This window comes from Bradyrhizobium sp. HKCCYLRH1030 (assembly GCF_051168395.1).
Classification (GTDB): domain Bacteria; phylum Pseudomonadota; class Alphaproteobacteria; order Rhizobiales; family Xanthobacteraceae; genus Bradyrhizobium.
Map to the genome: position 1 here is coordinate 1 of NZ_JBNPUY010000015.1, position 20,820 is coordinate 20,820.

24 protein-coding genes are annotated in these 20,820 nt (G+C 66.2%); 8 read left to right on the forward strand and 16 right to left on the reverse strand.

What is annotated here, in order from left to right; all coding sequences use genetic code 11:
- A partial coding sequence (locus tag ACQR1E_RS30805) for a transposase (protein WP_434872057.1) occupies nucleotides 1-162 on the forward strand: 162 nt, incomplete at its 5' end.
- Nucleotides 163-257: 95 nt separating this feature from the next.
- Here ACQR1E_RS30805 and ACQR1E_RS30810 read toward each other — a convergent pair.
- From ACQR1E_RS30810 to ACQR1E_RS30825, 4 genes are all read right to left on the reverse strand, one after another.
- Nucleotides 258-659, reverse strand: a complete 402-nt coding sequence (locus ACQR1E_RS30810) for an Imm1 family immunity protein (protein ID WP_315825728.1) — start codon at nucleotides 657-659, stop codon at nucleotides 258-260.
- Between the two features lie 202 nt (nucleotides 660-861).
- Complete coding sequence (locus ACQR1E_RS30815) at nucleotides 862-1,332, reverse strand: DUF4304 domain-containing protein (protein ID WP_316225570.1); 471 nt, start codon at nucleotides 1,330-1,332, stop codon at nucleotides 862-864.
- Nucleotides 1,333-1,411: 79 nt separating this feature from the next.
- Nucleotides 1,412-1,873, reverse strand: a complete 462-nt coding sequence (locus tag ACQR1E_RS30820) for an energy transducer TonB family protein (protein WP_316225084.1) — start codon at nucleotides 1,871-1,873, stop codon at nucleotides 1,412-1,414.
- 30 nt (nucleotides 1,874-1,903) lie between these two features.
- A complete protein-coding gene (locus ACQR1E_RS30825) occupies nucleotides 1,904-2,482 on the reverse strand; it encodes a CBS domain-containing protein (RefSeq protein WP_434897960.1) in 579 nt (192 codons plus the stop codon).
- Nucleotides 2,483-2,958: 476 nt separating this feature from the next.
- Between ACQR1E_RS30825 and ACQR1E_RS30830 the strand changes: the two genes are divergently transcribed.
- Nucleotides 2,959-3,645 carry a cysteine hydrolase family protein gene (locus ACQR1E_RS30830; protein WP_315826436.1) on the forward strand — a complete coding sequence of 229 codons (687 nt, stop codon included), beginning with the start codon at nucleotides 2,959-2,961 and terminating at the stop codon, nucleotides 3,643-3,645.
- A 75-nt stretch (nucleotides 3,646-3,720) separates the two neighbouring features.
- Nucleotides 3,721-5,376: a regulator gene (locus ACQR1E_RS30835; protein ID WP_316204122.1), complete on the forward strand. Its 1,656-nt coding sequence runs from the start codon at nucleotides 3,721-3,723 to the stop codon at nucleotides 5,374-5,376.
- 52 nt (nucleotides 5,377-5,428) lie between these two features.
- Here ACQR1E_RS30835 and ACQR1E_RS30840 read toward each other — a convergent pair whose 3' ends face one another.
- The 3 genes from ACQR1E_RS30840 to ACQR1E_RS30850 form a co-directional block, all read right to left on the reverse strand.
- Complete coding sequence (locus ACQR1E_RS30840; protein WP_315758542.1) at nucleotides 5,429-5,920, reverse strand: TlpA family protein disulfide reductase; 492 nt, start codon at nucleotides 5,918-5,920, stop codon at nucleotides 5,429-5,431.
- Nucleotides 5,921-6,026: 106 nt separating this feature from the next.
- Nucleotides 6,027-6,491: a DsrE family protein gene (locus ACQR1E_RS30845; protein WP_316204120.1), complete on the reverse strand. Its 465-nt coding sequence runs from the start codon at nucleotides 6,489-6,491 to the stop codon at nucleotides 6,027-6,029.
- 63 nt (nucleotides 6,492-6,554) lie between these two features.
- On the reverse strand, nucleotides 6,555-6,992 hold the full coding sequence (locus ACQR1E_RS30850; protein WP_315758466.1) for a DoxX family protein: 438 nt from the start codon (nucleotides 6,990-6,992) through the stop codon (nucleotides 6,555-6,557).
- 101 nt (nucleotides 6,993-7,093) lie between these two features.
- Here ACQR1E_RS30850 and ACQR1E_RS30855 point away from each other — a divergent pair, with 101 nt between their 5' ends.
- Nucleotides 7,094-8,053 carry a LysR family transcriptional regulator gene (locus tag ACQR1E_RS30855; protein ID WP_315826433.1) on the forward strand — a complete coding sequence of 320 codons (960 nt, stop codon included), beginning with the start codon at nucleotides 7,094-7,096 and terminating at the stop codon, nucleotides 8,051-8,053.
- A gap of 131 nt (nucleotides 8,054-8,184) precedes the next feature.
- On the opposite strand, the gene soxA is transcribed toward ACQR1E_RS30855, so the two are convergent.
- The 9 genes from soxA to ACQR1E_RS30900 form a co-directional block, all read right to left on the reverse strand.
- Entirely contained in the window at nucleotides 8,185-8,961 is a 777-nt protein-coding gene (soxA, locus tag ACQR1E_RS30860; RefSeq protein ID WP_434897976.1) for a sulfur oxidation c-type cytochrome SoxA, read from the reverse strand.
- On the reverse strand, nucleotides 8,961-9,281 hold the full coding sequence (gene soxZ, locus ACQR1E_RS30865; protein ID WP_316170629.1) for a thiosulfate oxidation carrier complex protein SoxZ: 321 nt from the start codon (nucleotides 9,279-9,281) through the stop codon (nucleotides 8,961-8,963). The genes soxA and soxZ overlap by 1 nt, the downstream gene beginning before the upstream one ends.
- A complete protein-coding gene (locus tag ACQR1E_RS30870; RefSeq protein WP_316170628.1) occupies nucleotides 9,281-9,769 on the reverse strand; it encodes a SoxY-related AACIE arm protein in 489 nt (162 codons plus the stop codon). Before ACQR1E_RS30870 ends, soxZ begins: the two co-directional genes overlap by 1 nt.
- Nucleotides 9,770-9,775: 6 nt before the next feature.
- Nucleotides 9,776-10,219, reverse strand: a complete 444-nt coding sequence (gene soxX / locus ACQR1E_RS30875; protein WP_315826431.1) for a sulfur oxidation c-type cytochrome SoxX — start codon at nucleotides 10,217-10,219, stop codon at nucleotides 9,776-9,778.
- Complete coding sequence (locus tag ACQR1E_RS30880; RefSeq protein ID WP_316170627.1) at nucleotides 10,206-11,483, reverse strand: NAD(P)/FAD-dependent oxidoreductase; 1,278 nt, start codon at nucleotides 11,481-11,483, stop codon at nucleotides 10,206-10,208. The genes soxX and ACQR1E_RS30880 overlap by 14 nt, the downstream gene beginning before the upstream one ends.
- Nucleotides 11,484-11,539: 56 nt before the next feature.
- Entirely contained in the window at nucleotides 11,540-13,723 is a 2,184-nt protein-coding gene (locus ACQR1E_RS30885; protein ID WP_434897961.1) for a molybdopterin cofactor-binding domain-containing protein, read from the reverse strand.
- A 10-nt stretch (nucleotides 13,724-13,733) separates the two neighbouring features.
- The gene (locus ACQR1E_RS30890) at nucleotides 13,734-14,183 is read right to left on the reverse strand and encodes a (2Fe-2S)-binding protein (RefSeq protein WP_315715685.1); all 450 of its coding nucleotides are present in this window, start codon (nucleotides 14,181-14,183) and stop codon (nucleotides 13,734-13,736) included.
- Nucleotides 14,184-14,320: 137 nt separating this feature from the next.
- Nucleotides 14,321-15,721 (reverse strand): MFS transporter, encoded by a 1,401-nt coding sequence (locus ACQR1E_RS30895; RefSeq protein ID WP_315715686.1) that lies wholly within the window; start codon nucleotides 15,719-15,721, stop codon nucleotides 14,321-14,323.
- A gap of 130 nt (nucleotides 15,722-15,851) precedes the next feature.
- The gene (locus ACQR1E_RS30900; protein WP_315715813.1) at nucleotides 15,852-16,484 is read right to left on the reverse strand and encodes a GntR family transcriptional regulator; all 633 of its coding nucleotides are present in this window, start codon (nucleotides 16,482-16,484) and stop codon (nucleotides 15,852-15,854) included.
- A gap of 120 nt (nucleotides 16,485-16,604) precedes the next feature.
- Between ACQR1E_RS30900 and bioB the strand changes: the two genes are divergently transcribed.
- The 4 genes from bioB to ACQR1E_RS30920 all read left to right on the forward strand — a co-directional run bounded on the left by bioB (nucleotide 16,605) and on the right by ACQR1E_RS30920 (nucleotide 20,794).
- On the forward strand, nucleotides 16,605-17,657 hold the full coding sequence (gene bioB, locus ACQR1E_RS30905; protein ID WP_410051821.1) for a biotin synthase BioB: 1,053 nt from the start codon (nucleotides 16,605-16,607) through the stop codon (nucleotides 17,655-17,657).
- 100 nt (nucleotides 17,658-17,757) lie between these two features.
- Nucleotides 17,758-18,903 (forward strand): 8-amino-7-oxononanoate synthase, encoded by a 1,146-nt coding sequence (locus ACQR1E_RS30910; protein ID WP_316170626.1) that lies wholly within the window; start codon nucleotides 17,758-17,760, stop codon nucleotides 18,901-18,903.
- The gene (gene bioD, locus ACQR1E_RS30915) at nucleotides 18,900-19,532 is read left to right on the forward strand and encodes a dethiobiotin synthase (RefSeq protein WP_316170625.1); all 633 of its coding nucleotides are present in this window, start codon (nucleotides 18,900-18,902) and stop codon (nucleotides 19,530-19,532) included. Before ACQR1E_RS30910 ends, bioD begins: the two co-directional genes overlap by 4 nt.
- Nucleotides 19,529-20,794 carry an adenosylmethionine--8-amino-7-oxononanoate transaminase gene (locus ACQR1E_RS30920; protein ID WP_315754212.1) on the forward strand — a complete coding sequence of 422 codons (1,266 nt, stop codon included), beginning with the start codon at nucleotides 19,529-19,531 and terminating at the stop codon, nucleotides 20,792-20,794. Before bioD ends, ACQR1E_RS30920 begins: the two co-directional genes overlap by 4 nt.
- Nucleotides 20,795-20,820 lie beyond the last annotated feature (26 nt).

A 20,820-nucleotide genomic window follows, 5' to 3' on the forward strand; every position in this document is an offset into this window, starting at 1 on the left:
ATTGAGATGCTGTTCGCGCATCTCAAGCGCATCCTCAAGCTAGATCGGCTGCGACTAAGAGGGCCGAACGGCGCACGCGACGAGTTCACCCTCGCTGCAGCCGCTCAGAACCTTCGTAAGATGGCCAAGCTGATCCCGATGCCCGCGCTGACGCCCGCGTGAACCACAACGCGCCAATTCGTCCTCGAAACAGATGGCGTTCACGACGAAACTACTGCCGACTTTTTCAACGGAATCGACCAGAAGCGGACAGTCGATCACGTCTCCATCCACTCTATCGACTTCGGGAGCGTCTCAGATTCAGCAAACTCTTGAGCGGCAATTAGGCCCTTTTCAAAGGGTATCACATATTCGCGCGGAAACTCCGTGTGATGAGCGAGCCCGACGTAGCAAGTCATAACCGGATGCGTGCTGGACTGATCGCCGCGACTTACATAGTACGGCGGATTGTGGTGACCGAACTGAAAAGCGAGGACGGTCTCGTCGCCACCCACGACCAACGCAAGATCATTACCGTTTGGGGCCTGGAGGGAGATTATGTTCAACTTGTCCAGCGTTCGCGCTTCGTCGCGAGCCATGCGGATTACTCTTTCAAATTCTGCAAGCGTTGAGACCCGCACGGCCTCCTCGGCATCGTGAACGACAATCGAAAGATCCACGATCTAGCTCCCCTGGTGGCCGCCTTCGGCTGGACAATATCCGTTGCTCCGCAGTCCGTCATTGCGTCCGCTGTGGGGCCGAGAGCGGACATCCTTGGCGCGACCTGCAGGGTTCGGGACAGGCCCACGACCGACCTTGCGCTCAAATTTTGCTCTTCGCCATATGGGGCACGATCTGTCGGCGCAATAGGAATCGGTCCGGTCAGGTTGGCTGGCCGGCCACTTTCGCGAGGTATCCGTCCCTCTGCATTTGGGTGAGGCCGGGTGACTGGCCTGACGCCCAAAGGGCGGCCAGCGCCTCGGCAGAAGCGAGATGCTCCATCTCCAGCAGAGCGGCCGTCTCAAGCAACATCGCGATCCTCTTTCCCGGCTGAACAGCGTCCTCGCTATTTCGGCATGTCCACCAATAGTCGCTCGGCTTGTCCATAAACTCACCAATTCGCTTCCGCCAGTGCCCATCACCTGGGAAGATGCTCGGGTCGCGGTCCAATTTGCCAAGCCGTATACTCAGGTTGATCGTGATCAATAGGCGGGGCTTGTCGCTCATTTGGCTGCTCTGGAACTCGACAAGGAGCTTCGCGTCGCCGCGATCGGCCGAGAAGCGCAGCCCGTTCTTTCGGAATCCGCGCTTCTTGAGAAGTTCGGCTACGGACGCCGCTGATCTTCTTCCAATCTTCGAGTGCCATCAGTCGACCTAAGCGCTGCAGGATGGCGCAGCTTCAGTGTTGCTGCGCGTGAGTTTCAGTCACGCCTTAGCAGCCACGACAGATGCCGCGAATTTTTGCGTCAATCTTCTTCTGCTCGTCGACCCACTCAGCAGGCCAATGTCCGCCTGCCCAAGGCAACTGCTTCCCGCCTGCAAAGTTGATGGGTAATGTAAAGGCGAAGCTATCGTCGCTCAACTCTGCGGGCGGCTCCGGAAATGGCTCCGCTCGCTCAATCATACTGAGGGCCGCCGTATCGAGTAACGCGGAGCCGGTGCTTTCCACCAGTTCTCTGGAAATCAGTTTTCCCTGCCGATCGATGACAAACTTGACCTTGGCCGTGCCACTTTGACCGGCCGCCCCGGGCGGAAACGTTCTCTTGCTAACTAACAGTATGACAATCTTCTTTTTCCACGCTTCGAGCGCGCTTGCCTGAGCGCCGACACTTTCCGTTTGCGCATATGAGAAAGACGCCGAAGCCAATAGAAGTACGAACAGGCCGGCCAGCAAGGGGATTCTCGCGTTCATAAGCTGATGTCATCACACGCAAAGATAATTCATCACCAAGAATGCGATACGGCGCAGTCGCGTAAAGCGCCCGTCCGCTATGGACGGGTGGGCGCTTCGGGTCAGAAGCACACCTACGTGGGGGTGACGGTATCGCGGTTCGTTCGTCAGCCCCCGGGACCGTCTTTCATGATGTAGCCCATCAGGCCGTCCACGTTGTGCTCCAGATCCCGGATGATGTTCTTGACGACGTCTCCGATCGAGATCACGCCCACGGCCTAGGCCGCGTCCAATGCGGGCAGATGGCGAAAGCTGCGCTGAGCCATCATCGCCATGCAACCGCCCAGCGGATGGTCCGGCTTGACCGTCACCGGGTCGCGCGTCATTTACCTGGCTCACCGGCGTCTGCTTCGCATCGAACCCGGGCAGCAGCACCTTGATGGCGCAGTCACCCTGGGTGACGATGCCGACCAGCACGCCGTCGTCGATGACCAGCACCGACCGGCCCCGATTGTCGCGCATCTGGCGCAAGGCTTCGACGACCATGTCGCCGGAACGAACATGGATCAGGGCGCCGCTCTTCTGGGCCAGAGCGCTTCTGACTGTGCTCATCGATCTCCCTCTCGTGGGCTCTGTCCGGCCCTGCCTTGATCAGGATAGTCGAAATATCTCACCTCGTCAGCACCGCGCCGATGCCGTCGGCCTGCCCACGAACCGAACTCGGTCAAGGGTCAAAAGCAGAGATCGGTGGACGTTTCTCGAAACGCCGGCCTCGGGCCGATCGCAGAAGTCCAGCGAGCCTGGAACGGCACCTTAGCCCGCCGGCGCGGGTTCTTCCCGAGTCGGGCACCCAATGGCGCATGGACGCGCCGCAGCGCGAGCGCTGCATGCATCGACCGCCCAGGAAATGAGCCGCTGCCTTCGCGAAGCCCGCGGCCCGGCGACCGCCCCGTTGTCAGCTGCCCTTTCAAGTCATTGAATGAGTTCGGACTTCGTCCGGCCTGCGGCGATGCCGGGGATTGTACACAATGGCATAGCGCTTGCTTCGTCTGTTGCGAGGCATTCTCGTGGAGAGGCAAGCGGCTGGTATGGCGAACTCATCTGCATCGGCAACCGCTACGATCACGGCCGAGCCGGAGCCGATCACGCTCGATCTCTTCAAGACCGCGCTGGTCATCATCGACATGCAGCGCGACTTCATGGAGCCGGGTGGATTCGGCGAGACGCTGGGCAACGACGTCTCGCAGCTCGCCCGTGCGGTTGTCCCGATTGCCAACGTGCTGGCGGCGGCACGCATGAGCGGCATGCTGGTGATCCATACGCGCGAGGGGCACGCGCCGGATCTCTCCGACGCGCCGCCGGCCAAGGTCGAGCGCGGCGCGCCGTCACTTCGCATCGGCGATCCCGGTCCGATGGGGCGCATCCTCATCCGCGGCGAGGCCGGCCACGACATCATTCCCGCGCTCTATCCTGTCGACGGCGAGGTCGTGATCGACAAGCCGGGGAAGGGCGCCTTCTACGCCACCGAACTCGGTGACGTGCTGAAGCATCACGGCGTCGAAAACCTGCTGGTGTGCGGCGTCACCACCGAGGTCTGCGTCAACACCACCGTGCGCGAGGCCAATGACCGGGGCTATCGCTGCGTCGTCATCTCCGACGGCTGCGCGTCCTACTTCCCGGAATTCCACGAGATGGGCCTGAAGATGATCAAGGCGCAGGGCGGCATCTTCGGCTGGGTCGCGGAGTCGACCGCGGTGCTGAAGGCCATGAGCTGAGAGAGAGCTGAGAGACGAGTCGAGACGAATGAGTTCGATCATGTAGTCGCTGACGGCAAACAGGGGAGCAAGGCGATGAGCGGAAGCGGGACGGCAAGCTTGACAAGTGCGGATTTCAAGCCGGTGCTGTGGACGCCCGGCGACTGGAACGCGTTCTTCGGTTTCGGCACCAACATCCTCGTCAACATGCTCGTCCTCACCGGGCTGTTGCGCTTCGTGCTGAAGATGCCGGACAGCCTGGTGTTCGGCCGCATCCTGCCGGCGCTCGGCCTCATGATGTGCCTGTCGACCCTGTATTACGCCTTCCTCGCCTATCGCCTGGCGCAGAAGACCGGACGCAGCGACGTCTGCGCGCTGCCCTCGGGCGTCAGCGTCCCGCATATGTTCATCGTCACCTTCGTGATCATGCTGCCGATCACGCTCAAGACCGGCGATCCGCTGAAGGGCTGGTCGGCCGGCCTCGTCTGGGTGTTCTTCCAGAGCTTCATCCTGATGATCGGCGGCTTCGTCGCGCCGTACATCCGCAAGATCACGCCGCGGGCGGCGCTGCTCGGCACGCTCGCCGGCGTCTCGGTCACCTTCATCTCGATGCGGCCGGCGCTGGAAATGTACATGACGCCCCAGATCGGGCTGGTCTGCTTCGCGATCATCCTCGTGAGCTGGTTCGGCGGCGTCAAATATCCAAAGGGACTGCCGGCGGGCCTCGTGGCCATCGCGGTCGGCATGATCATCGCGTGGGGCTCCAATCTGTTCGGCCTCGGGCTCGGCGGCCTCAGCGTCAAGGGCGTCGGCGACGCCTTTGCGAACTTCGGCTTCTCGGTGCCGCTGCCGGCCTTCGGCACGGTGTTCTCCGGCTTCGAATATCTCGGGATCATCCTGGTGACTGCGATTCCGTTCGGCATCTACGACCTCGTCGAGGCGATGGATAACGTCGAGAGCGCGGAAGCCGCGGGCGACGAATATCCGACCACGCGGGTGCTGACCGCCGACGGCATCGTCAGCCTGATCGGCTGCATGATGGGCAATCCTTTCATCAACGCGGTCTATATCGGCCATCCCGGCTGGAAGGCGATGGGCGGCCGCATCGGCTACTCCGCGGCGACCGGGCTGATGGTGATCGTGCTGTCCTGGCTCGGCATCATCTCGGTGCTGCTGGCACTGGTGCCGGTGGTCGCGATTTCGCCGATCCTGCTCTACATCGGCATGCTGATCGGTGCGCAGGCGTTCCAGACCACGCCGGTCAAGCATGCGCCCGCGATCGTGCTCGCCTTCACGCCGCATCTCGCCGCCTGGGCCAAGCTGCAGATCGACACCATGCTGGCCTCGACGGTGGCCGCGGCGCAGAGCGTCGGCGGCCTCGCGGCCGACAAGGTCGATGCGGTCAAGACCGCTGCGATCGCGGCGCTGCCGCAGCAGGGCGTGCTGTATCACGGGCTCGAAGTGATGGGCGGCGGCTCGATCCTCGCCGGCCTCGTGCTCGGCGCGATCGGCGTTTTCGTGATCGAGCGCGACTTCACCAAGGCCGCGGCGTTCGCGCTCGCGGGTGCTGTCATGACCTATTTCGGCTTCATGCATGGCGAGGCGGTCGGCATCGGAGGCGGCTTCGGCGTGACGCCGGCGGTGGCGCTGGCCTATGTCGTGGTCGCGGGCGGGCTGTTCGCACTGGGGCGGCTCGGCATGTCCGAGAGCTACCTGGCGCATGCCGACATGCATGCGGCGCCGGCAGAATAGGTATCTTTTCAACGAGAACGACAACCGGCGGCATGGCCGCCGGTTATGATTTTCACGCGCCCGGCTGATCGAGATAATAGCGCAGCAGCGCCTGGCCCGGCTCGGACAGCCATTCGGCCGCCCCGGTGACATAGCCTTCAATCAATCCCGTCGTGCCGATCAGATAGGTGATCGGCATCGCCGGCGTCGCGAAGATCGAGGCATCGGCATTGGCCGGATTGGTCGCTTGCGCATGCGGATCGGCGTAGGAGGCGCGGGGCATCGCGATCGCCTCGGCATAGCGGCGGATGCTCTTGATGTCGCGCCGGTCGGTGCAGATGGTCCAGACGTCGAGCGTCGGAATCCGCATCCGCTCGAGCCCGGCCAAAGTCGGCAGGTCGACCTTGCACGCCGCGCACCAGCTCGCCCAGAGATTGACCAGCGTGACATGGCCGGGCTTGGGCGCGAGCGTCACGTCCTTGCCGCCCATGTCCTGCAGCTTCAACGGCGGCGGCGCCTGGCGCGGCCGCTCGACGATGAACTGGGTGCGGCCGCTGCGGAACACCGGCGGGCTCGGGTCCTGTGCGCCGGCGCAGGCAGGCCTGCTTGTCAGCAGCAGCAGGCTGGCCGCCGCCAGCAGCAGATCGCGCCGTGCGGGCGCGCTCAAAGCCTCAGCCATGGACGTAGGCCCAGCCTTTGCGCTGCAGCTCGACGACGCGGCCGATGCCGAACGGCACCAGCCTGGCGCCGTCGATCAGCTGGATCGTGAGGCTCTCCTTGCTCTCCGCGATCGACTTCGACGAGGCGCACATGCTGAAGCCGATATGCGGATACATCTGCCGCAGCGCCGCGAGCGGCTCCTTGAGCGGTGATTTGTCGGCGCGAAATACGTCGATGCCGGTGCCGTTGGCGACGACCTCGATCGCGGGGGTCTGTCCGAGACTGGCGAAATGCCGCGTCAGATTGCCGGAATAGCTGATGGCGTGACCCATCACATGGGGGTCGTTGCGGTCGATCAGCACGACAATGCCGGCGCGATGCTGGGCGACGGCCGGGACGGCAGGGGCTGGGGCGCCGAGGGCCGTCGCGCCAGCGAGAAAGCCGCGGCGCGACACGTCAGGGATCGGTTCGCTCATCATGGCTTCCTTCAAAGCACGCGTTGCGCCGGCGCTGGATGGCCAGCGCCGGCGATGCTCGGATCAGCCGCGCGGCGCGATCGGCGCCTTGCCGTTGCGGCCCCACAGTACGAACAGCGACAGTGCCAGCAGCAGGATGTTCAAGGGCGTGACTGCCGCTTCGCCGCGGGAGATGTGGAAGGCGAACGCGAACACCTGTAGCGTGGCACAGCCGATCGCGGCCAGCACGGTCAGGCGCGGCATGATGCGGGTCAGCGACGGCAGCAGGATGCCGAGCCCGCCAGCCAGATCGATCAGGCCGATGGTGCGGACGAAGGCCACCGAATATTCGCCGGTCCACGGCATCATCTGGGCGAGTTCCTCAATCGGGGTGAAGACCTTGGTGACGCCGGCGAAGCAGAACAGGGCGAAGAGCAGGGTCTGGGCGACCCACAGGCCGATGCGCAGCGCCAGCGGCGGCTGGAGTGGGCTGAGATCGGTGGTCGATGCGGTGCTGGACATGGTCGGAGCTCCAAATGAAAAGGTGCCCGACATTGATAATTTCTTCTGGTTTGATCATTATGCTTTTCGTTAAGCCATCATTTTCTATGGGTTGATGATAAGTGGATACGCTGGTCAGTATTCGGGTGTTCTGCCAGGTCGCGGAGCTCAAGAGCTTCGCGGCCGCCGCCGATCGCCTGGGGCTTTCGGCGGCGATGGCCTCCAAGCATGTCATGCAGCTGGAGCAGCGGCTCTCGACCCGGCTGCTCAACCGCACCAGCCGGCGGGTCGGCCTGACCGAGGCCGGCCAAGTCTATTTCGACCAGGTGCGGCCGATGCTGGAGTCTCTCGACGAGGTCGAGGCCGTCGTCAGCAAGGCGACCGTGATCCCGCGCGGCACCCTGAAGGTCAGCGCGCCAGTATGGTTCGCCAATCCGCTGTTTGCCGGCACGCTCGCGGCGTACCGCGCACGCTATCCGGACGTGGTGATCGATCTCGATCTCAGCGGACGCCTGGTCAATCTCGTCGACGAGGGGTTTGATCTGGCGCTGCGCGTCTCGGCCACGCCCGGCGATGGGCTGATCGCGCGGCCGCTGTCGCCGGTGCTGATGCAGCTCGTCGCCGCGCCGAGCTATCTCGCCGCCGCCGGGCGGCCGAAGGCGGTGGCCGATCTCAATGGCCATGCAATGCTGAAATACGCGTTGTACCCGCTGCGGGCCATGATCCTGCCGACCGTGGACGGCGAGGTGACGGTCAACTTCAACGAGGTGCTGATCAGCGCCAACGAGACGCTCCTGCATCACGCCGCTGTCGCCGGCATGGGCATGGCGGTGCTGCCGCGCTGGCTGATGGCCGACGACCTCGCCAGCGGCCGGCTCGAGACGGTGCTGCCGGAGATGCTGACGATCAAAGCGCCGCTGATGGCGGTCTATCCGAGCCGAAAATATCTCTCCGCCAAGGTCCGCACCTTCATCGACTTCATCGCCGCCGATCCCCTGATGAAGCAGGCCTCGGACGGACCTCTGGCCGCGATCGATCCGACTGCGGCGGGGATGAGAAAGGGACGGAAGGCAGGGTCTTGAGCATATTGGGTCGCCGGAGGTCTCTATGCCGTCATGGCCGGCCATGACGCGTAACCCATGGCACGGCTCGTTCGTAAGCGGCGTTCTGCAAGCTCGAACGACTGCCTGATAGCTCGCGAGACCTTGCCCGCTCACGGCCGCACCGCCGGCGCCTCCACCGGCATCCCTTGCGCCCGGGACATCAGATACAGCTCCAGCGCGATCATGTCGGGGGCGTCGAAATCGTAAGCCTGGGCGCGCACCCCGGTCATGCAGCCGCGCAGGCGGCGCTGCAGCGAGCCCATGCCTTGCCATTCCAGCCGGTAGATCGGATAGCCCGTCGGCTGTCCCTGCGTGATCGCGGAGCCGGCGAGATGCTTGCGCCAATTGTCATCGTGACAATTGGTGCAGGCGAGATTGAGCTGGCCCTGCCGCTGGAAAAATAGCTCGCGACCGCGCGCGATGAAGGGCTGGAGCCGCGGATCGTCGCCAGCGGTGATCGGCATCCCGCGCGATTGCTTCGCGATCAGCGCCGTCAGTGCCAGCAGCTCGCGGCTCTCTGCTGCGAACGGCGCCGCCTCCTGATGCTGTTTGCGGCAGAGATTGACGCGCTGGCCGAGATCGACCGGCGCACCGCTGGTGGCATTGAAGGCGGGATAGCGCGCGGCGACGCCCTTCATGCTGACATCGACCGCGCCATGGCAATCGCCGCACGCCTTGTTGGCCGTGCCTGCCTTCGTCGTCCACAGCGCCTCACCGTCGAGCACCGACAGCATCGCCGGATTGGCGGTGTCGTCGTCCTGCATCGCCCTGGTGTCCGACGACATGAAGTCATAGCCGGAACGGCGCTCGGACTCTGCGATCTCGCCGGCAAGCACGGGCAAGGTCAGGACGATTACCGTGACGACAGTGAGAAACGCAGACCGCATCATTCGATCGTGATCGCGGCGGTGGTGGTGGCGACGAACCCGTTGTCGCCGATCCATTCGAACTCGAAGCGGCCGCTCTCGGTAGCCGTGGCGAAGAACGACAGGAACGGATTGGCGGCGATGGCCGGATAGAGGTCGGCGCGAAAGATCTCGGTGCCGTTGAAGCGGCAGGTGAAGCTGGTGATGATGTCGCGCGGGATGGCTTCGCCTGCGGCCGTACGGCGGTAGCCCGGCTCCATGACGTGGCTCATCAGCGTCTTGATCTCGATGACGGCGCCGCGCTTGGCCTTGGCGGGAACGTTGACGAGGGCGGCAGGCATCACGGCATCTCCTCGGTGCAGGCGGCCAAGGTCACGATGACGTCGACGCTCGCCGACCAGAACGAGCCGTCGGAGAGCCTTGCGATCGCCACGACCTTCTGGGTGTCGGCGAGCCGGATGCGCGTCGTGACCTGGGCGCGGCCGGCGCTGGCTGTCAGGTGAAAGCTGGCGACGTTGGGCTGCGGGTTCTTCTCGTTGAAGACGTGGATGCTCTTGACGAAATCGTCAGGCGTCATCGGGTGATCGACGCTGACGGTCATCGGCACGGTGTTGCCGTTCTCGACCAGCGGCGGGATGTCGAGTCGGATCTTGCCGGCGTTCACCTTTGCCTCGCCGACGAGGTTGCGGATCGCGGACGCCAGCATCGCCGGGGTCGCCTGCGCAGGCCGGACCGTGATCAGCGGCAGCGCGCCCGCGGCGGTCAGCGTTCCCGCCAGTTGCAGCAGGTGGCGGCGGGACATGTGGGACGGTTCGAACATGCCGGTCATATGGGCTCACTCGCGCAAGGTCGCGAGATAGGCGACGATGTCTTCGATCTGCTCTGCCGACAGGATCGGCTTGTCGCGCCAGGCGGAACCGACGCGCGTCAGCCCGTCGATGCGATAATAGGACGGCATGATCGTTTCCGGATTGAGCCTGGAGGCATCGACCAGCCGCAAGCGGAGCTGCGGGATCGTCGAACGGCTGCCGGCCCCGGCAAGGCTGGGTGCGAGATCGCCCTGGAAGCGCGCTTCCGGAAACGGGCCGGAGTGACAGAGGATGCAGGTCGAGCTGCGCGCGAGGACGAGTGCGCGGCCGCGGGTGGCGTCGCCGGGCCGTCCGGTGAGGGACGAGGCGATGCCGTCGCCGGTGATCGTAGCGGGCGCGAGCGTCTGCGCCGCGACAGCGGCGGGCAGGGCGGCCACGAGCGCGGCGATGACAAGGCTAGCCGAAGGCATCGTGGGTCAGCGCCTTGAACCAGGCCGTCGCCGCGGCGGCCTCACGCGCGCGCGTCTCGCGCGATGCGTCGACCGGGCTGGCCCGTCCGCCCTCGATCTCGGCGAAGATGTCTCCCTTGGGCTGGTAGATGCCGGCGAGCGAGAACGCGTCGTCCGGCGCGACGATGCTGTAACAGATGCCGGTCAGCGTCGGCGGCTCCGACCGCCGTCCCGTCAGATCGCGCACGATCACGGCCGCGCACGCCTTGCCCTGCGCCTGGGCGGCGCCGGCCGATTTCGGGATGCCGCCGCCGAGACAGGCGTCGCCGATGACATGGACGTCGGGGACGAGCTTCGAGGCGAAGGTCGCGGCATCGATCGGGCACCAGCCGGTGCGGTCGGCCGCGCCGGCGAGGGCGGCAATGCGGCCGGCCTTCTGCGGCGGGATGATGTTGGTCACATCGGGATTGTAATTGCCGAACTCGGTGACGACGGTACGCGTGGCGATCTCGACGCCGGTGACGCGGCCGCCCTGCGACAGCGGAATGCGCTCGATCATGCCGGGGTAGAGCTGCTGCCACGCCTGCTCGAACAGCTTCTGCTGCGAGAAGCTGTCCTTGGCATCGAGGATCAGCACCTTCGACTTCGGCTTGTGCGCCTTGAGATAATGCGCGATCAGGCTGGCGCGTTCGTAAGGCGCGGGCGGACAGCGCGACGGATTGGCCGGGACGGCGATCGCGACGGTGCCGCCATCCGGCATCGCCTCGATCTGCGTCCGCAGCAGCAGCGTCTGCTCGCCGGCCTTGTAAGCGTGCGGCATGACCGCGGAGGCGGCCTCGTCGTAGCCTTGCAGGGCCGTGAAATCGAGGTCGATGCCGGGCGCCAGCACGAGGCGGTCATAGGCCAGCGCGCTGCCGTCGGCGAACGTGACCTTGTGGGCGGGCGCATCGACCGCCGTGGCCGCCCGCAGCACAGTGCTCACGCCTTCGGCTGCGATCTTGTCATAGCCGAACTGCTGGGCACCGATATCGCGCAGGCTGGCGATGACCTCGTTGCTGAGCGGACACGCCGTGAAGGTCGTGTTGGCCTCGACCAGGGTGACGTCGAGCTTGCCATCGGCTTGGCGCAGCGCGCGGGCGCAACTGGCGCCGCCGAAGCCGCCGCCGATCACGACGACGCGCGCCATCGCTTGTGCGCGCAACACGGCAGGGGCGGCGACCATGGCAACTGACGCCGCGATCAGGCCGCCGACCTCTCTGCGCGTGCGCTGTCGGGACATCGTCATCATCATTGCAATAGCACGGCGGCGGCCATTGGTCCCAACGGCCGCCGCCACGCGGGTCATGCGAAGGTGATGTTCTGGTCGCGCAGTGGCAACGAGCGGATGCGCTTCCCGGTGGCGGCAAAATACGCATTCAGCACGGCGGGCGCGGCGACGCCGATGGTCGGCTCGCCGACGCCGCCCCAGAACCCGCCGCTCGGGATCATGATCGCTTCCACCTTCGGCATCTCGGCGATGCGCATCGAGTTGTAGCTGTCGAAGTTGGTCTCGACGATCCGTCCGTCCTTCACGGTGCAGCCGCCGTAGAACAGCGCCGAGAGGCCGTAGACGAACGAGCCGGCGATCTGCCGCTCCACCTGCGCCGGGTTGACGACGTAGCCGGGATCGGTCGAGGCGACGATGCGGTGGATCTTGATCTTGCTGCCGTCGATCACCGAGATCTCAGCGGCACCCGCGACGTAGCTGCCATAGCCGTGCAGTTGAGCGAGGCCACGGGACACGCCGTCCGGCGCCGGCGTGCCCCAGCCGATCTTCTCCGCGACAGCGTTGAGCACCGCGAGATGCTTGGGATGATCGGCCATCAGCTTGCGGCGGAAGTCCAGCGGGTCCTGCCCGGCCGCATCGGCGAGCTCGTCCATGAAGCATTCGAGATAGATCGCGTTCTGGTTCACGTTGACGCCGCGCCAGAAGCCCGGATTGATGTGCGGGTTGCGCATCGCGTGTTCGATCAGCAAATTCGGCACGGAATAGCCGATCGTGGCTTCGCCCGATGGCGCAAGCCCCTGGAAGGTCGCGGGGTCCTTGCCGTTGACCAGCGCGTCGGGCCGCAGGCTGAACAGGATCGACTGGCCGGAGATGCGCATGTGCAGCGCCGTCAGATTGTTGTCCGCGTCGAAGCCGCCGGTCAGCTTGCACTGCGTGATCGGATGATAGCGGCCGTGGGTCATGTCCTCCTCGCGCGACCACAACAGCTTGATCGGCGTGCCCGGCATCTCCTTGGCGATCTTCACCGCCTGGCGGACATAGTCGGTCTGGCCGCGCCGGCCGAAGCCGCCGCCGAGGATCAGCTTGTGCACCTCGCATTTGTCGGCGGGCAGCCCTGAGGCTTCCAGAACCGCGGCGAACGCCGCCTCGCCGTTCTGCGTGCCGCACCACACCTCGCATCGCTCGGGCGTGTAGAGCGCCGTGGCGTTCATCGGCTCCATCGTGGCGTGGTTCTGATAGGGATAGTTGTAGACGGCCTCGACCTTCCTGACGGCGCTCGCCAGCGCCGCCTTGGCGTCGCCGTTCTCGTTGCCGACAAAGGCGGGGCCGGACTCCAATCCTTCCGCGAGCCATTTGGCGATCGAGGCCGAGGAGACCTTGGCGTTCTCGCCTTCGTCCCACACGATCGGCAGCGCATCGAGCGCCGTCTTCGCGTGCCACCAGGTGTCGGCGACCACGGCCACGGCGGTGCCATCGATCGCGACCACCTTCTTGACGCCCTTCATGCCGGCGATCTTGGCCTCGTCATAGCTCTTCAGCTTGCCGTCGGTGACCGGACAGTCCTTGATCGCGGCGTTGAGCATGTTCGGCAGCTTCATGTCGGCGCCGTAGATCATCGCGCCGGTGACCTTGTCGGCGGTGTCGAGCCGTCTCACGCCCTTGCCGATCAGGGTCCAGTCCTTCGGATCCTTCAGCTTGACGTCGGCAGGCGGCGTCAGCTTCGCGGCGGCTTCCGCCACCTTGCCGTAGGTCGTCGTGCGGCCCGACGCCTTGTGGGTGATGACGCTGTTGGCGGCGGTGCATTCGGCCGCCGGAACCTTCCATTCGTCGGCGGCCGCCTGGATCAGCATCATGCGCGCGGCGGCACCGCCCTTGCGGACGTAGTCCTGCGACGAGCGGATGCCGCGGCTGCCGCCGGTGGAGAAATCGCCCCACACGCGCTTGCGGGCGACGTTCTGGCCGGGCGTCGGATATTCGGTCGTGACCTTGCTCCAGTCGCAGGCAAGCTCCTCCGCGACGAGCTGGGCGAGCCCGGTCAGCGAGCCCTGGCCCATTTCCGAGCGGGCGATGCGGATCACCACGGTGTCGTCGGGCCGGACTACGACCCATGCATTGACCTCGGGTGAGCCATCGGCTGCGCGCACCACCTGCGGGCCGCCGAAGGGGATATCGAGGCCGAGGGCGAGGCCGCCGCCGAGCGCGGCGGTGCCGATGACGAAGGACCGGCGGTCGAGGCGCGGCGTCACATGCTGGTTCATGCCGTCCTCCTCAGGCGTTGGCCGCGGCGTGGATCGCCTCGCGCACCTGCGCGAAGGTTCCGCAGCGGCAGATGTTGGTGATGGCGTCGTTGATGTCCTGATCGCTCGGCTTCGGATTGTCCTTGAGCAGTGCCGCGACGGCCATGATCATGCCGCTCTGGCAGTAGCCGCATTGCGGAACGTCGTTCTCCACCCAGGCCTGCTGCACCTTGTGCAGCCCGTTGTCGCTCGCGAGCCCCTCGATGGTGGTGATCTGCTTGCCCTGGGCCTCGGAGACGGTGACGCCACAGGAGCGCACGGCCGCGCCGTCGAGATGCACGGTGCAGGCGCCGCATTGTGCAATGCCGCAGCCATATTTGGTGCCGGTCAGTCCGGCGTTCTCGCGGATCGCCCACAGCAGCGGCGTGTCGGGCTCGACGTCCAGAGTATAGGATTGTCCGTTGATCGTGAGGTTTGCCATCGCAGATCCCTTTCGTTCAACTCGCCAGTTGAACAGAGGGCGGCAATGTGGCGCGAACGTTTGCATCCTTCAAATCAAGAATATGCGTTTGCCGCGCGGGAAGATTTGTGATGAGCCGGGGTTGTAGTTGCTCCGGCTCATGGGCCGCGCGGCGGAGCTACGGCCAGCCGCAGAAAGCTCATCACGCTGCCCAGCGCGGCGAAACCTGCGCCGAGGGCCAAGGCAAGGGTGGCTCCGTCGTGCCCCGCAAGGCTGAAGCACAAGGCGGCCAGCGCCGCGCCGGTGGTCTGACCGGTCAACCGGGCCGTGGCGACGATGCCGCTGGCGCCGCCGCTGCGATGGGGCGGGGCGCTTGACATGATAGCCTTCATGTTCGGCGCCTGGAAGAAGCCGAACCCGATGCCGCAGATCAGCATGCGCCAGACGATGTTGGCGATGCTCGGGTTCTCGGGCAGCATGGCGAGCAGCGCCATGCCGGATCCGAGCATCACCAGGCCGATGCCGCCAAGCAGGCCGGCGGGAAAACGGTCCGACAGCCGCCCGGCGATCGGGGCCATGATCGTGACCGCGAGCGGCCAGGGGGTCATGAAGAACCCGGTCTCGACCTGCGAACGCTGGAGAATGTCCTCGAAATAGAACGGCAGCGACACGAAGCCGAGGCCCTGCACCGAGAAGGAGCAAACCGCGGTCGCCGCCGACAGCGCGAAAACCCCGCGGCGGAACAGGTCGATCGGCAGCATCGGCGCCGGGTGGTCGGCCTGGCGGCGGGTCAGGATGACGCCGAGCACGAGCGCGCCGACAAGCTCTGCCACCACCATGGCCGGCGTCGCGCCATGCGCGGCGCTGCCGATGCCGGTGATGAACAGGCCGAGGCAGAGCGCAGCGAGCCCGGCGCCGAGAAAGTCGAAGCCATGCTCGGCGCGCGGCGTGCGCGGCAGCATCTTCATGCCGATCGCGATGGCGATCAGGCCGAAGGGGAGGTTGATCGCAAACAGCCAAGGCCAGGAGCCGAGCGAGAGAATGGCGGACGCAATGGTCGGGCCGAAGGTGAAGGAGATGCCGACCACGAGCGCGTTGTGGCCGAGGCCGCGGCCGAGCATTTTTCCAGGATAGACGTAGCGCACCAGCGCGGTGTTGACGCTCATGATGCCGCTGGCGCCGAGGCCCTGCAACGCGCGGGCAACGACCAGGGTCGGCAGCGACCACGCCAGCGCGCAGCCGACCGAGGCCAGCGTGAACAGCAGGAGGCCGCCGAGATAGATGCGCTGATGGCCGACGATCTCGCCGAGCGCGCCGAGCGGCAGCAAGGTCGCCACCAGCGCGATCTGGTAGATGTTGACCACCCAGACCACCTCGGCCGGGGAGACGTGGAGATCGGCCGAGATCGACGGCAGCGCGATGTTGGCGATGGCGACGTCGAGCGAGGCCATCGACAGCGCGGTGAAGATCGCCGCGATCGCCCAGGGACGCTGGCCCGGCGGCAGGCCGTCGGCGGTGCCGTCGCCGGCGAGCCTCGAAGCGTGGTGGCGGTTGGACATGGAGACCTTTGGAGACCTTCGGTTCGCGGGGCGCGTCCGGATCAGCATGTACACGGGAGCAGGCGAGCGCCCCAGCCGTCGCGGGCGCATGGCGGTATGCGCCCGGTCGCAAGGAACGGGTTGAAGCCGGCTACACGCCCGGCCTTGCCAGCCGCTCGATCGTCTGGTTGTGCCGCGTCAGGAGCTCGCAGGCGTGGCCGATCTGGCGGGCGCGCAGGGCCTGCAGGATCAGCCGGTGATCCTGGTTGGTGCGCGGACGCCAGCCGGCATTGCGGGCCATCGCCAGCACGAGGCGCGAATTCGCGAGGCGTAGTCCGTCGAGGCTCGCCAGCAGCCGCGGCATCGCGCAGGGCGCGACCAGCGCGCGGTGGAAGGCGCGGTTCGCGGTCTCGAACTCCTGGATGGTCTCGGCATTGTCGGCCTCGATCAGCGCCAGCTCGATCGCGGCGAGATGCGCCGGCGTATAGCGCGGCGCGGCATTGCGCAGCGCGATCACCTCGAGCGCTGTGCGCATCTCGACGATCTCCCTGGTCGACTTCGCATCGAGCGGTGCCACGCGTACGCCGCGTCGCGGCGCGGCGACCACGAGATAGAGCGCCTCGAGCTGCCGAAATGCCTCGCGCACCGGCACGTGGCTGGAGTTGAACTCGCGCGCGACGTGGTCCTGCCGCAACGGCGCGTCGGGCGGCAGCGCACCGCTGACGATGCGATCGGTGATCGCTTCGGCGATCCGCTGAGCGGTGGTGAGATTCTCGTCCGGCATAGTCATAGATTATCTATCGAAAAAACCGATGCAGCGGAAGCTCTCGTCCGATACGGTGCTCGAATACAGAGAAATCATAGATAATGTCTATGATAATCTATAATTTGGCGTGGAGCGAGCATGGCGGATCAAAGCGGCGCGGGCCCTGATCGAATGGCGGTTGGCAATGCCATCCGTCATGACTGGACCAGAGACGAGGCCGAGGCGCTCTATCGCCTGCCACTTCCGGACCTGATGTTCCTGGCGCAGTCGGCGCATCGCCGGCAGTTCGATCCCACCCGCGTCGAGACAGCGAGCCTGCTCAGCATCAAGACCGGCGGCTGCCCGGAGGATTGTGGCTACTGCTCGCAGAGCGCGCATTACGACACTGGGCTCAAGGCGACCAAGCTGATGGACCGCGACGAGGTGGTCGCCACCGCGCGGCGCGCGAAGGCCGCCGGGGCCGAGCGCTTCTGCATGGCCGCCGCCTGGCGCAGTCCGAAGGACCGCGACCTCGATCAGGTCTGCGACATGGTCAGCGCGGTGAAGGGTCTCGGCATGGAGACCTGCGTCACGCTGGGCATGCTGACCCCGCCGCAGGCGCAGCGGCTGAGAGAGGCCGGGCTCGACTTCTACAACCACAATGTCGACACCTCGCCCGAATTCTACGACCGCATCATCACCACGCGCACGCTGCAGGACCGCATCGACACGCTCGCGCATGTGCGGCAGGCCGGCATCAAGGTGTGCTGCGGCGGCATCATCGGCATGGGCGAGGAGGTCGATGATCGGCTCGGCATGCTGGTGCTGCTGGCCAATCTCGCTGAGCATCCCGACAGCGTGCCGATCAACATGTGGAACGAGGTCAAGGGCGTGCCGGTCAACGCTACGGCCGCGCGGCCCGATCCGATTGCGCTCGTGCGATTGATCGCGGTGTCCAGGATCATGATGCCGGCCAGCGTGGTGCGGCTGTCCGCGGGCCGGCAATATATGAGCGACGAGCTGCAGACCCTGTGCCTGCTCGCCGGCGCCAATTCCATCTTCATCGGCGACGTGCTGCTGACCACGGCCAATCCGCAACGCGACCGCGATGCCGATCTGCTCGCACGGCTCGGCATGACATCGTCGCTGTTGGCGCGCCCGGGCGCGCCGATCGCCGCCGGCGAGGGCGCGGAGGCTTCGTCCCCGGCCTGATTCAACCCTCAGCGCGATCTCGGCGCGACGGCGCCCACGGAACTGCCTTGTCGTGCCGGTCCACGTCCGCGGCTGACCGAAAGAGAGCGGAGCCATGCCCATGTCGTCCGACAGATTGGCGATCTATTCCGACGGTCTGCAGAGACTCGCGGCCGATGACCGGTTGCGGCGCCTCAGTCCACGGGCCGGTCTCGATTTCTCCTCCAACGACTATCTCGGTCTCGCACAGGCTCCGCGGATGAAGCGCGCGGTCGCCGCGGCCATGGAGGCCGGCACGCCGGTCGGCGCCGGCGGCTCGCGCCTGCTGCGTGGCAATTGCGAGGAGCACGAACGGCTCGAGGCGGACGCGGCGCGCTTCTTCGGTGCCGAGAGCGCGCTGTTCTTCGGCTCCGGCTACATGGCGAACTTCGCCGTGCTCACCACGCTGCCGCAGCGCGACGACCTGCTGGTGCTCGATGCGCTGGTTCATGCCAGCACCCATGAAGGCGCGCGCGCCGGCCGTGCCGAGACGTGCCAGTTCATCCACAACAACGCCCAGTCGGCCGAGGACGCGATCCTGATCTGGCGCAGGGGCGGCGGGGTGGGCCGGCCCTGGATCGTCGTCGAAAGCCTCTACAGCATGGATGGCGATCTCGCGCCGCTGGCGGATTTGATCGCGATCGCCGAACGCCACGATGCCTTTCTGCTGATCGACGAGGCCCATGCGACCGGGGTCCACGGCGCGCAGGGCCGCGGTCTGGCCGCAGCCTACGAGGGACGCGAGAGCGTCGTGACCGTTCACACCTGCGGCAAAGCGTTGGGCGCAGCCGGTGCGCTGGTCACCGCAAGCCGCGTGCTGCGCGACACGCTGATCAATCGCTGCCGGCCTTTCGTCTTCAGCACGGCGCCGTCGCCGCTGATGGCGGTGGCGGTGATGGAGGCGCTTGCGATCCTGCGGGAAGAGCCGGAGCGGCAGCGGAGGCTGGCGCAGCTCGTTGCCTTCGCCCATGGCGCGATCGCCGCGCGCTTCGGTGAAAGCTGGTCGCCGTCGCAGATCATTCCCTGCGTCGTCGGCGACAATGCGCGCGCGATGAGCCTGGCTGCCGCGCTGCAGGCGTGGGGCTTCGACGTCCGCGGCATCCGCCCGCCGACGGTGCCGCCGGGCACGGCGCGGCTCAGGCTGTCGCTGACCTTGAACATCGACGAGCCGGCCATCGCGGCGCTGCTCGACGCGCTCGCCGATGAGATCGGAAGGCCGCGGCCATGACGCTGCGCATCGTGGTCACCGGGACCGACACCGGGATCGGCAAGACGGTGTTCGCCGCCGGCCTCACGGCGCTGCTCGGGGCCTGCTATTGGAAGCCGGTCCAGGCCGGCCTTGCCGAGGAGACGGACTCCTGCTGCGTCCAGCGGCTCGCCGAGCTCGCCGACGATCGCGTGCTGCCCGAAGCCTATCGGCTGGCCGAGCCGGCCTCGCCGGATCGCGCGGCGCGCCTCGCAGGCATCAGCATCGATCCGCTCCGCCTCCGTCCTCCGCGGGCCGCCGGCCGGCCTGTCGTGATCGAGGGAGCCGGCGGCGTCATGGTGCCGCTCGATTCCGGAACGCTCTATCTCGATGTCTTCGCGCGATGGCAGCTGCCGGTCGTGCTCTGCGCGCGCACCAGTCTCGGCACGATCAATCACTCGCTGCTGTCGCTGGCGGCGCTGCGCAGTCGTGGCATCGACGTGCTCGGCATCGCCTTCATCGGCGACGGCCACGACGACAACGAAGATACGATCTGCCGGCTCGGCGAGGTGAGGCGCCTTGGCCGGTTGCCCTGGGTCACGCCGCTGACGGCGCGATCGCTGCAGCACGTGTTCGCCACCCAATTCCAGCGCACGGATTTCGAACCATGATGCGCAAGGCAACCTCGCCGATCTGGCATCCCTTCACGCAGCATGCGCTCCAGCCCGAGATGACGGCGGTCGCGCGCGGCGAGGGCGCCTATCTCTTCACCGCCGACGGCAGGCGGATCATCGACGCGATCGCGTCGTGGTGGGTGGTCACGCACGGCCATTGCCATCCGCATATCGTGCGCGCGATCCAGGACCAGGCCGAGCGGCTGGATCAGGTCATCTTCGCCGGACATAGCCACGAGCCGGCCGAGCAGGTGGCCGCCGGGCTGCTCGCGCTGGTGCCGCCGAGCCTCACGCACGTGTTCTTCTCTGACAGCGGCGCCACCAGCGTGGAGGTCGCGCTGAAGATGGCGCTCGGCTACTTCAAGAACATCGGCGAGCCGCGCTCGCGCATCGTGGTGATGCAGCATTCCTATCACGGCGACACCATCGGCGCGATGTCGGTCGGCGCGCGCGGCGTGTTCAATGCGGCCTATGAGCCGCTGCTGTTCGACGTCGCCGTCGTCCCGTTTCCAGTGCAGGGCCGGGAACAGGCGACTCTGGATGCGCTCGCTACAATTTGCGAGAAGGACCGGCCGGCCGCCTTCATCGTCGAGCCCCTGGTGCTCGGCGCCGGCGGCATGCTGATGTATCCGGCCGAGGTGCTGCGCGAGATGCACCGGATCTGCAAGGCGTTCGGCGTGCTGTTCATCGCCGACGAGGTGATGACCGGCTGGGGCCGCACCGGCACGTTGTTCGCCTGCGAGCAGGCGGACATCGCCCCCGATATCGCCTGCTACGCCAAAGGACTGACTGGAGGCGCGATGCCGCTTGCGGTCACGCTGTGCAGTCCCGCTATCTACGAGGCGCACTATTCGACCGACCGCGCCTGCACGTTCTTTCACTCCAGTTCCTACACCGCCAATCCCATCGCCTGCGCGGCAGCGAGCGCCAATCTCGAGCTGTGGCGGCAGCCGCAGACGCGGGCCCGGGTCGCCGCCGTCGCGGCCGCGCAGGAGCGCTGCCTCGACCGCCTGCGTTACGACGAGCGATTTTCCGACCTGCGGCGCTGCGGTACCATCACCGCGCTCGATCTCCATGCCGACGAGCCGGGCTACCTCGCCGAGGTCGGCCCGAAGCTGCAGGCCTTCTTCCGCGACAGCGACGTCCTGCTGCGTCCGCTTGGCCACACCATCTACGTCATGCCGCCTTACTGCGTCACCGCCGGGGATGTCGAGACGGTCTATGCCGCCATCGACGAGGCCGTCGATCACGTGCTCTGAGGGGCTGTTCTGCGGCCCACGATTTG

Coding starts and splice junctions, on each gene's coding strand:
- ACQR1E_RS30825 (WP_434897960.1), bottom strand. CDS start 2,482: ATGAGCACAGTCAGAAGCGCTCTGGCCCAGAAGAGCGGCGCCCTGATC.
- ACQR1E_RS30830 (WP_315826436.1), top strand. CDS start 2,959: ATGGCGAACTCATCTGCATCGGCAACCGCTACGATCACGGCCGAGCCG.
- ACQR1E_RS30835 (WP_316204122.1), top strand. CDS start 3,721: ATGAGCGGAAGCGGGACGGCAAGCTTGACAAGTGCGGATTTCAAGCCG.
- ACQR1E_RS30845 (WP_316204120.1), bottom strand. CDS start 6,491: ATGAGCGAACCGATCCCTGACGTGTCGCGCCGCGGCTTTCTCGCTGGC.
- ACQR1E_RS30850 (WP_315758466.1), bottom strand. CDS start 6,992: ATGTCCAGCACCGCATCGACCACCGATCTCAGCCCACTCCAGCCGCCG.
- soxA (WP_434897976.1), bottom strand. CDS start 8,961: ATGCGGTCTGCGTTTCTCACTGTCGTCACGGTAATCGTCCTGACCTTG.
- soxZ (WP_316170629.1), bottom strand. CDS start 9,281: ATGCCTGCCGCCCTCGTCAACGTTCCCGCCAAGGCCAAGCGCGGCGCC.
- ACQR1E_RS30870 (WP_316170628.1), bottom strand. CDS start 9,769: ATGACCGGCATGTTCGAACCGTCCCACATGTCCCGCCGCCACCTGCTG.
- soxX (WP_315826431.1), bottom strand. CDS start 10,219: ATGCCTTCGGCTAGCCTTGTCATCGCCGCGCTCGTGGCCGCCCTGCCC.
- ACQR1E_RS30880 (WP_316170627.1), bottom strand. CDS start 11,483: ATGACGATGTCCCGACAGCGCACGCGCAGAGAGGTCGGCGGCCTGATC.
- ACQR1E_RS30885 (WP_434897961.1), bottom strand. CDS start 13,723: ATGAACCAGCATGTGACGCCGCGCCTCGACCGCCGGTCCTTCGTCATC.
- ACQR1E_RS30890 (WP_315715685.1), bottom strand. CDS start 14,183: ATGGCAAACCTCACGATCAACGGACAATCCTATACTCTGGACGTCGAG.
- ACQR1E_RS30895 (WP_315715686.1), bottom strand. CDS start 15,721: ATGTCCAACCGCCACCACGCTTCGAGGCTCGCCGGCGACGGCACCGCC.
- ACQR1E_RS30900 (WP_315715813.1), bottom strand. CDS start 16,484: ATGCCGGACGAGAATCTCACCACCGCTCAGCGGATCGCCGAAGCGATC.
- bioB (WP_410051821.1), top strand. CDS start 16,605: ATGGCGGATCAAAGCGGCGCGGGCCCTGATCGAATGGCGGTTGGCAAT.
- ACQR1E_RS30910 (WP_316170626.1), top strand. CDS start 17,758: ATGTCGTCCGACAGATTGGCGATCTATTCCGACGGTCTGCAGAGACTC.
- bioD (WP_316170625.1), top strand. CDS start 18,900: ATGACGCTGCGCATCGTGGTCACCGGGACCGACACCGGGATCGGCAAG.
- ACQR1E_RS30920 (WP_315754212.1), top strand. CDS start 19,529: ATGATGCGCAAGGCAACCTCGCCGATCTGGCATCCCTTCACGCAGCAT.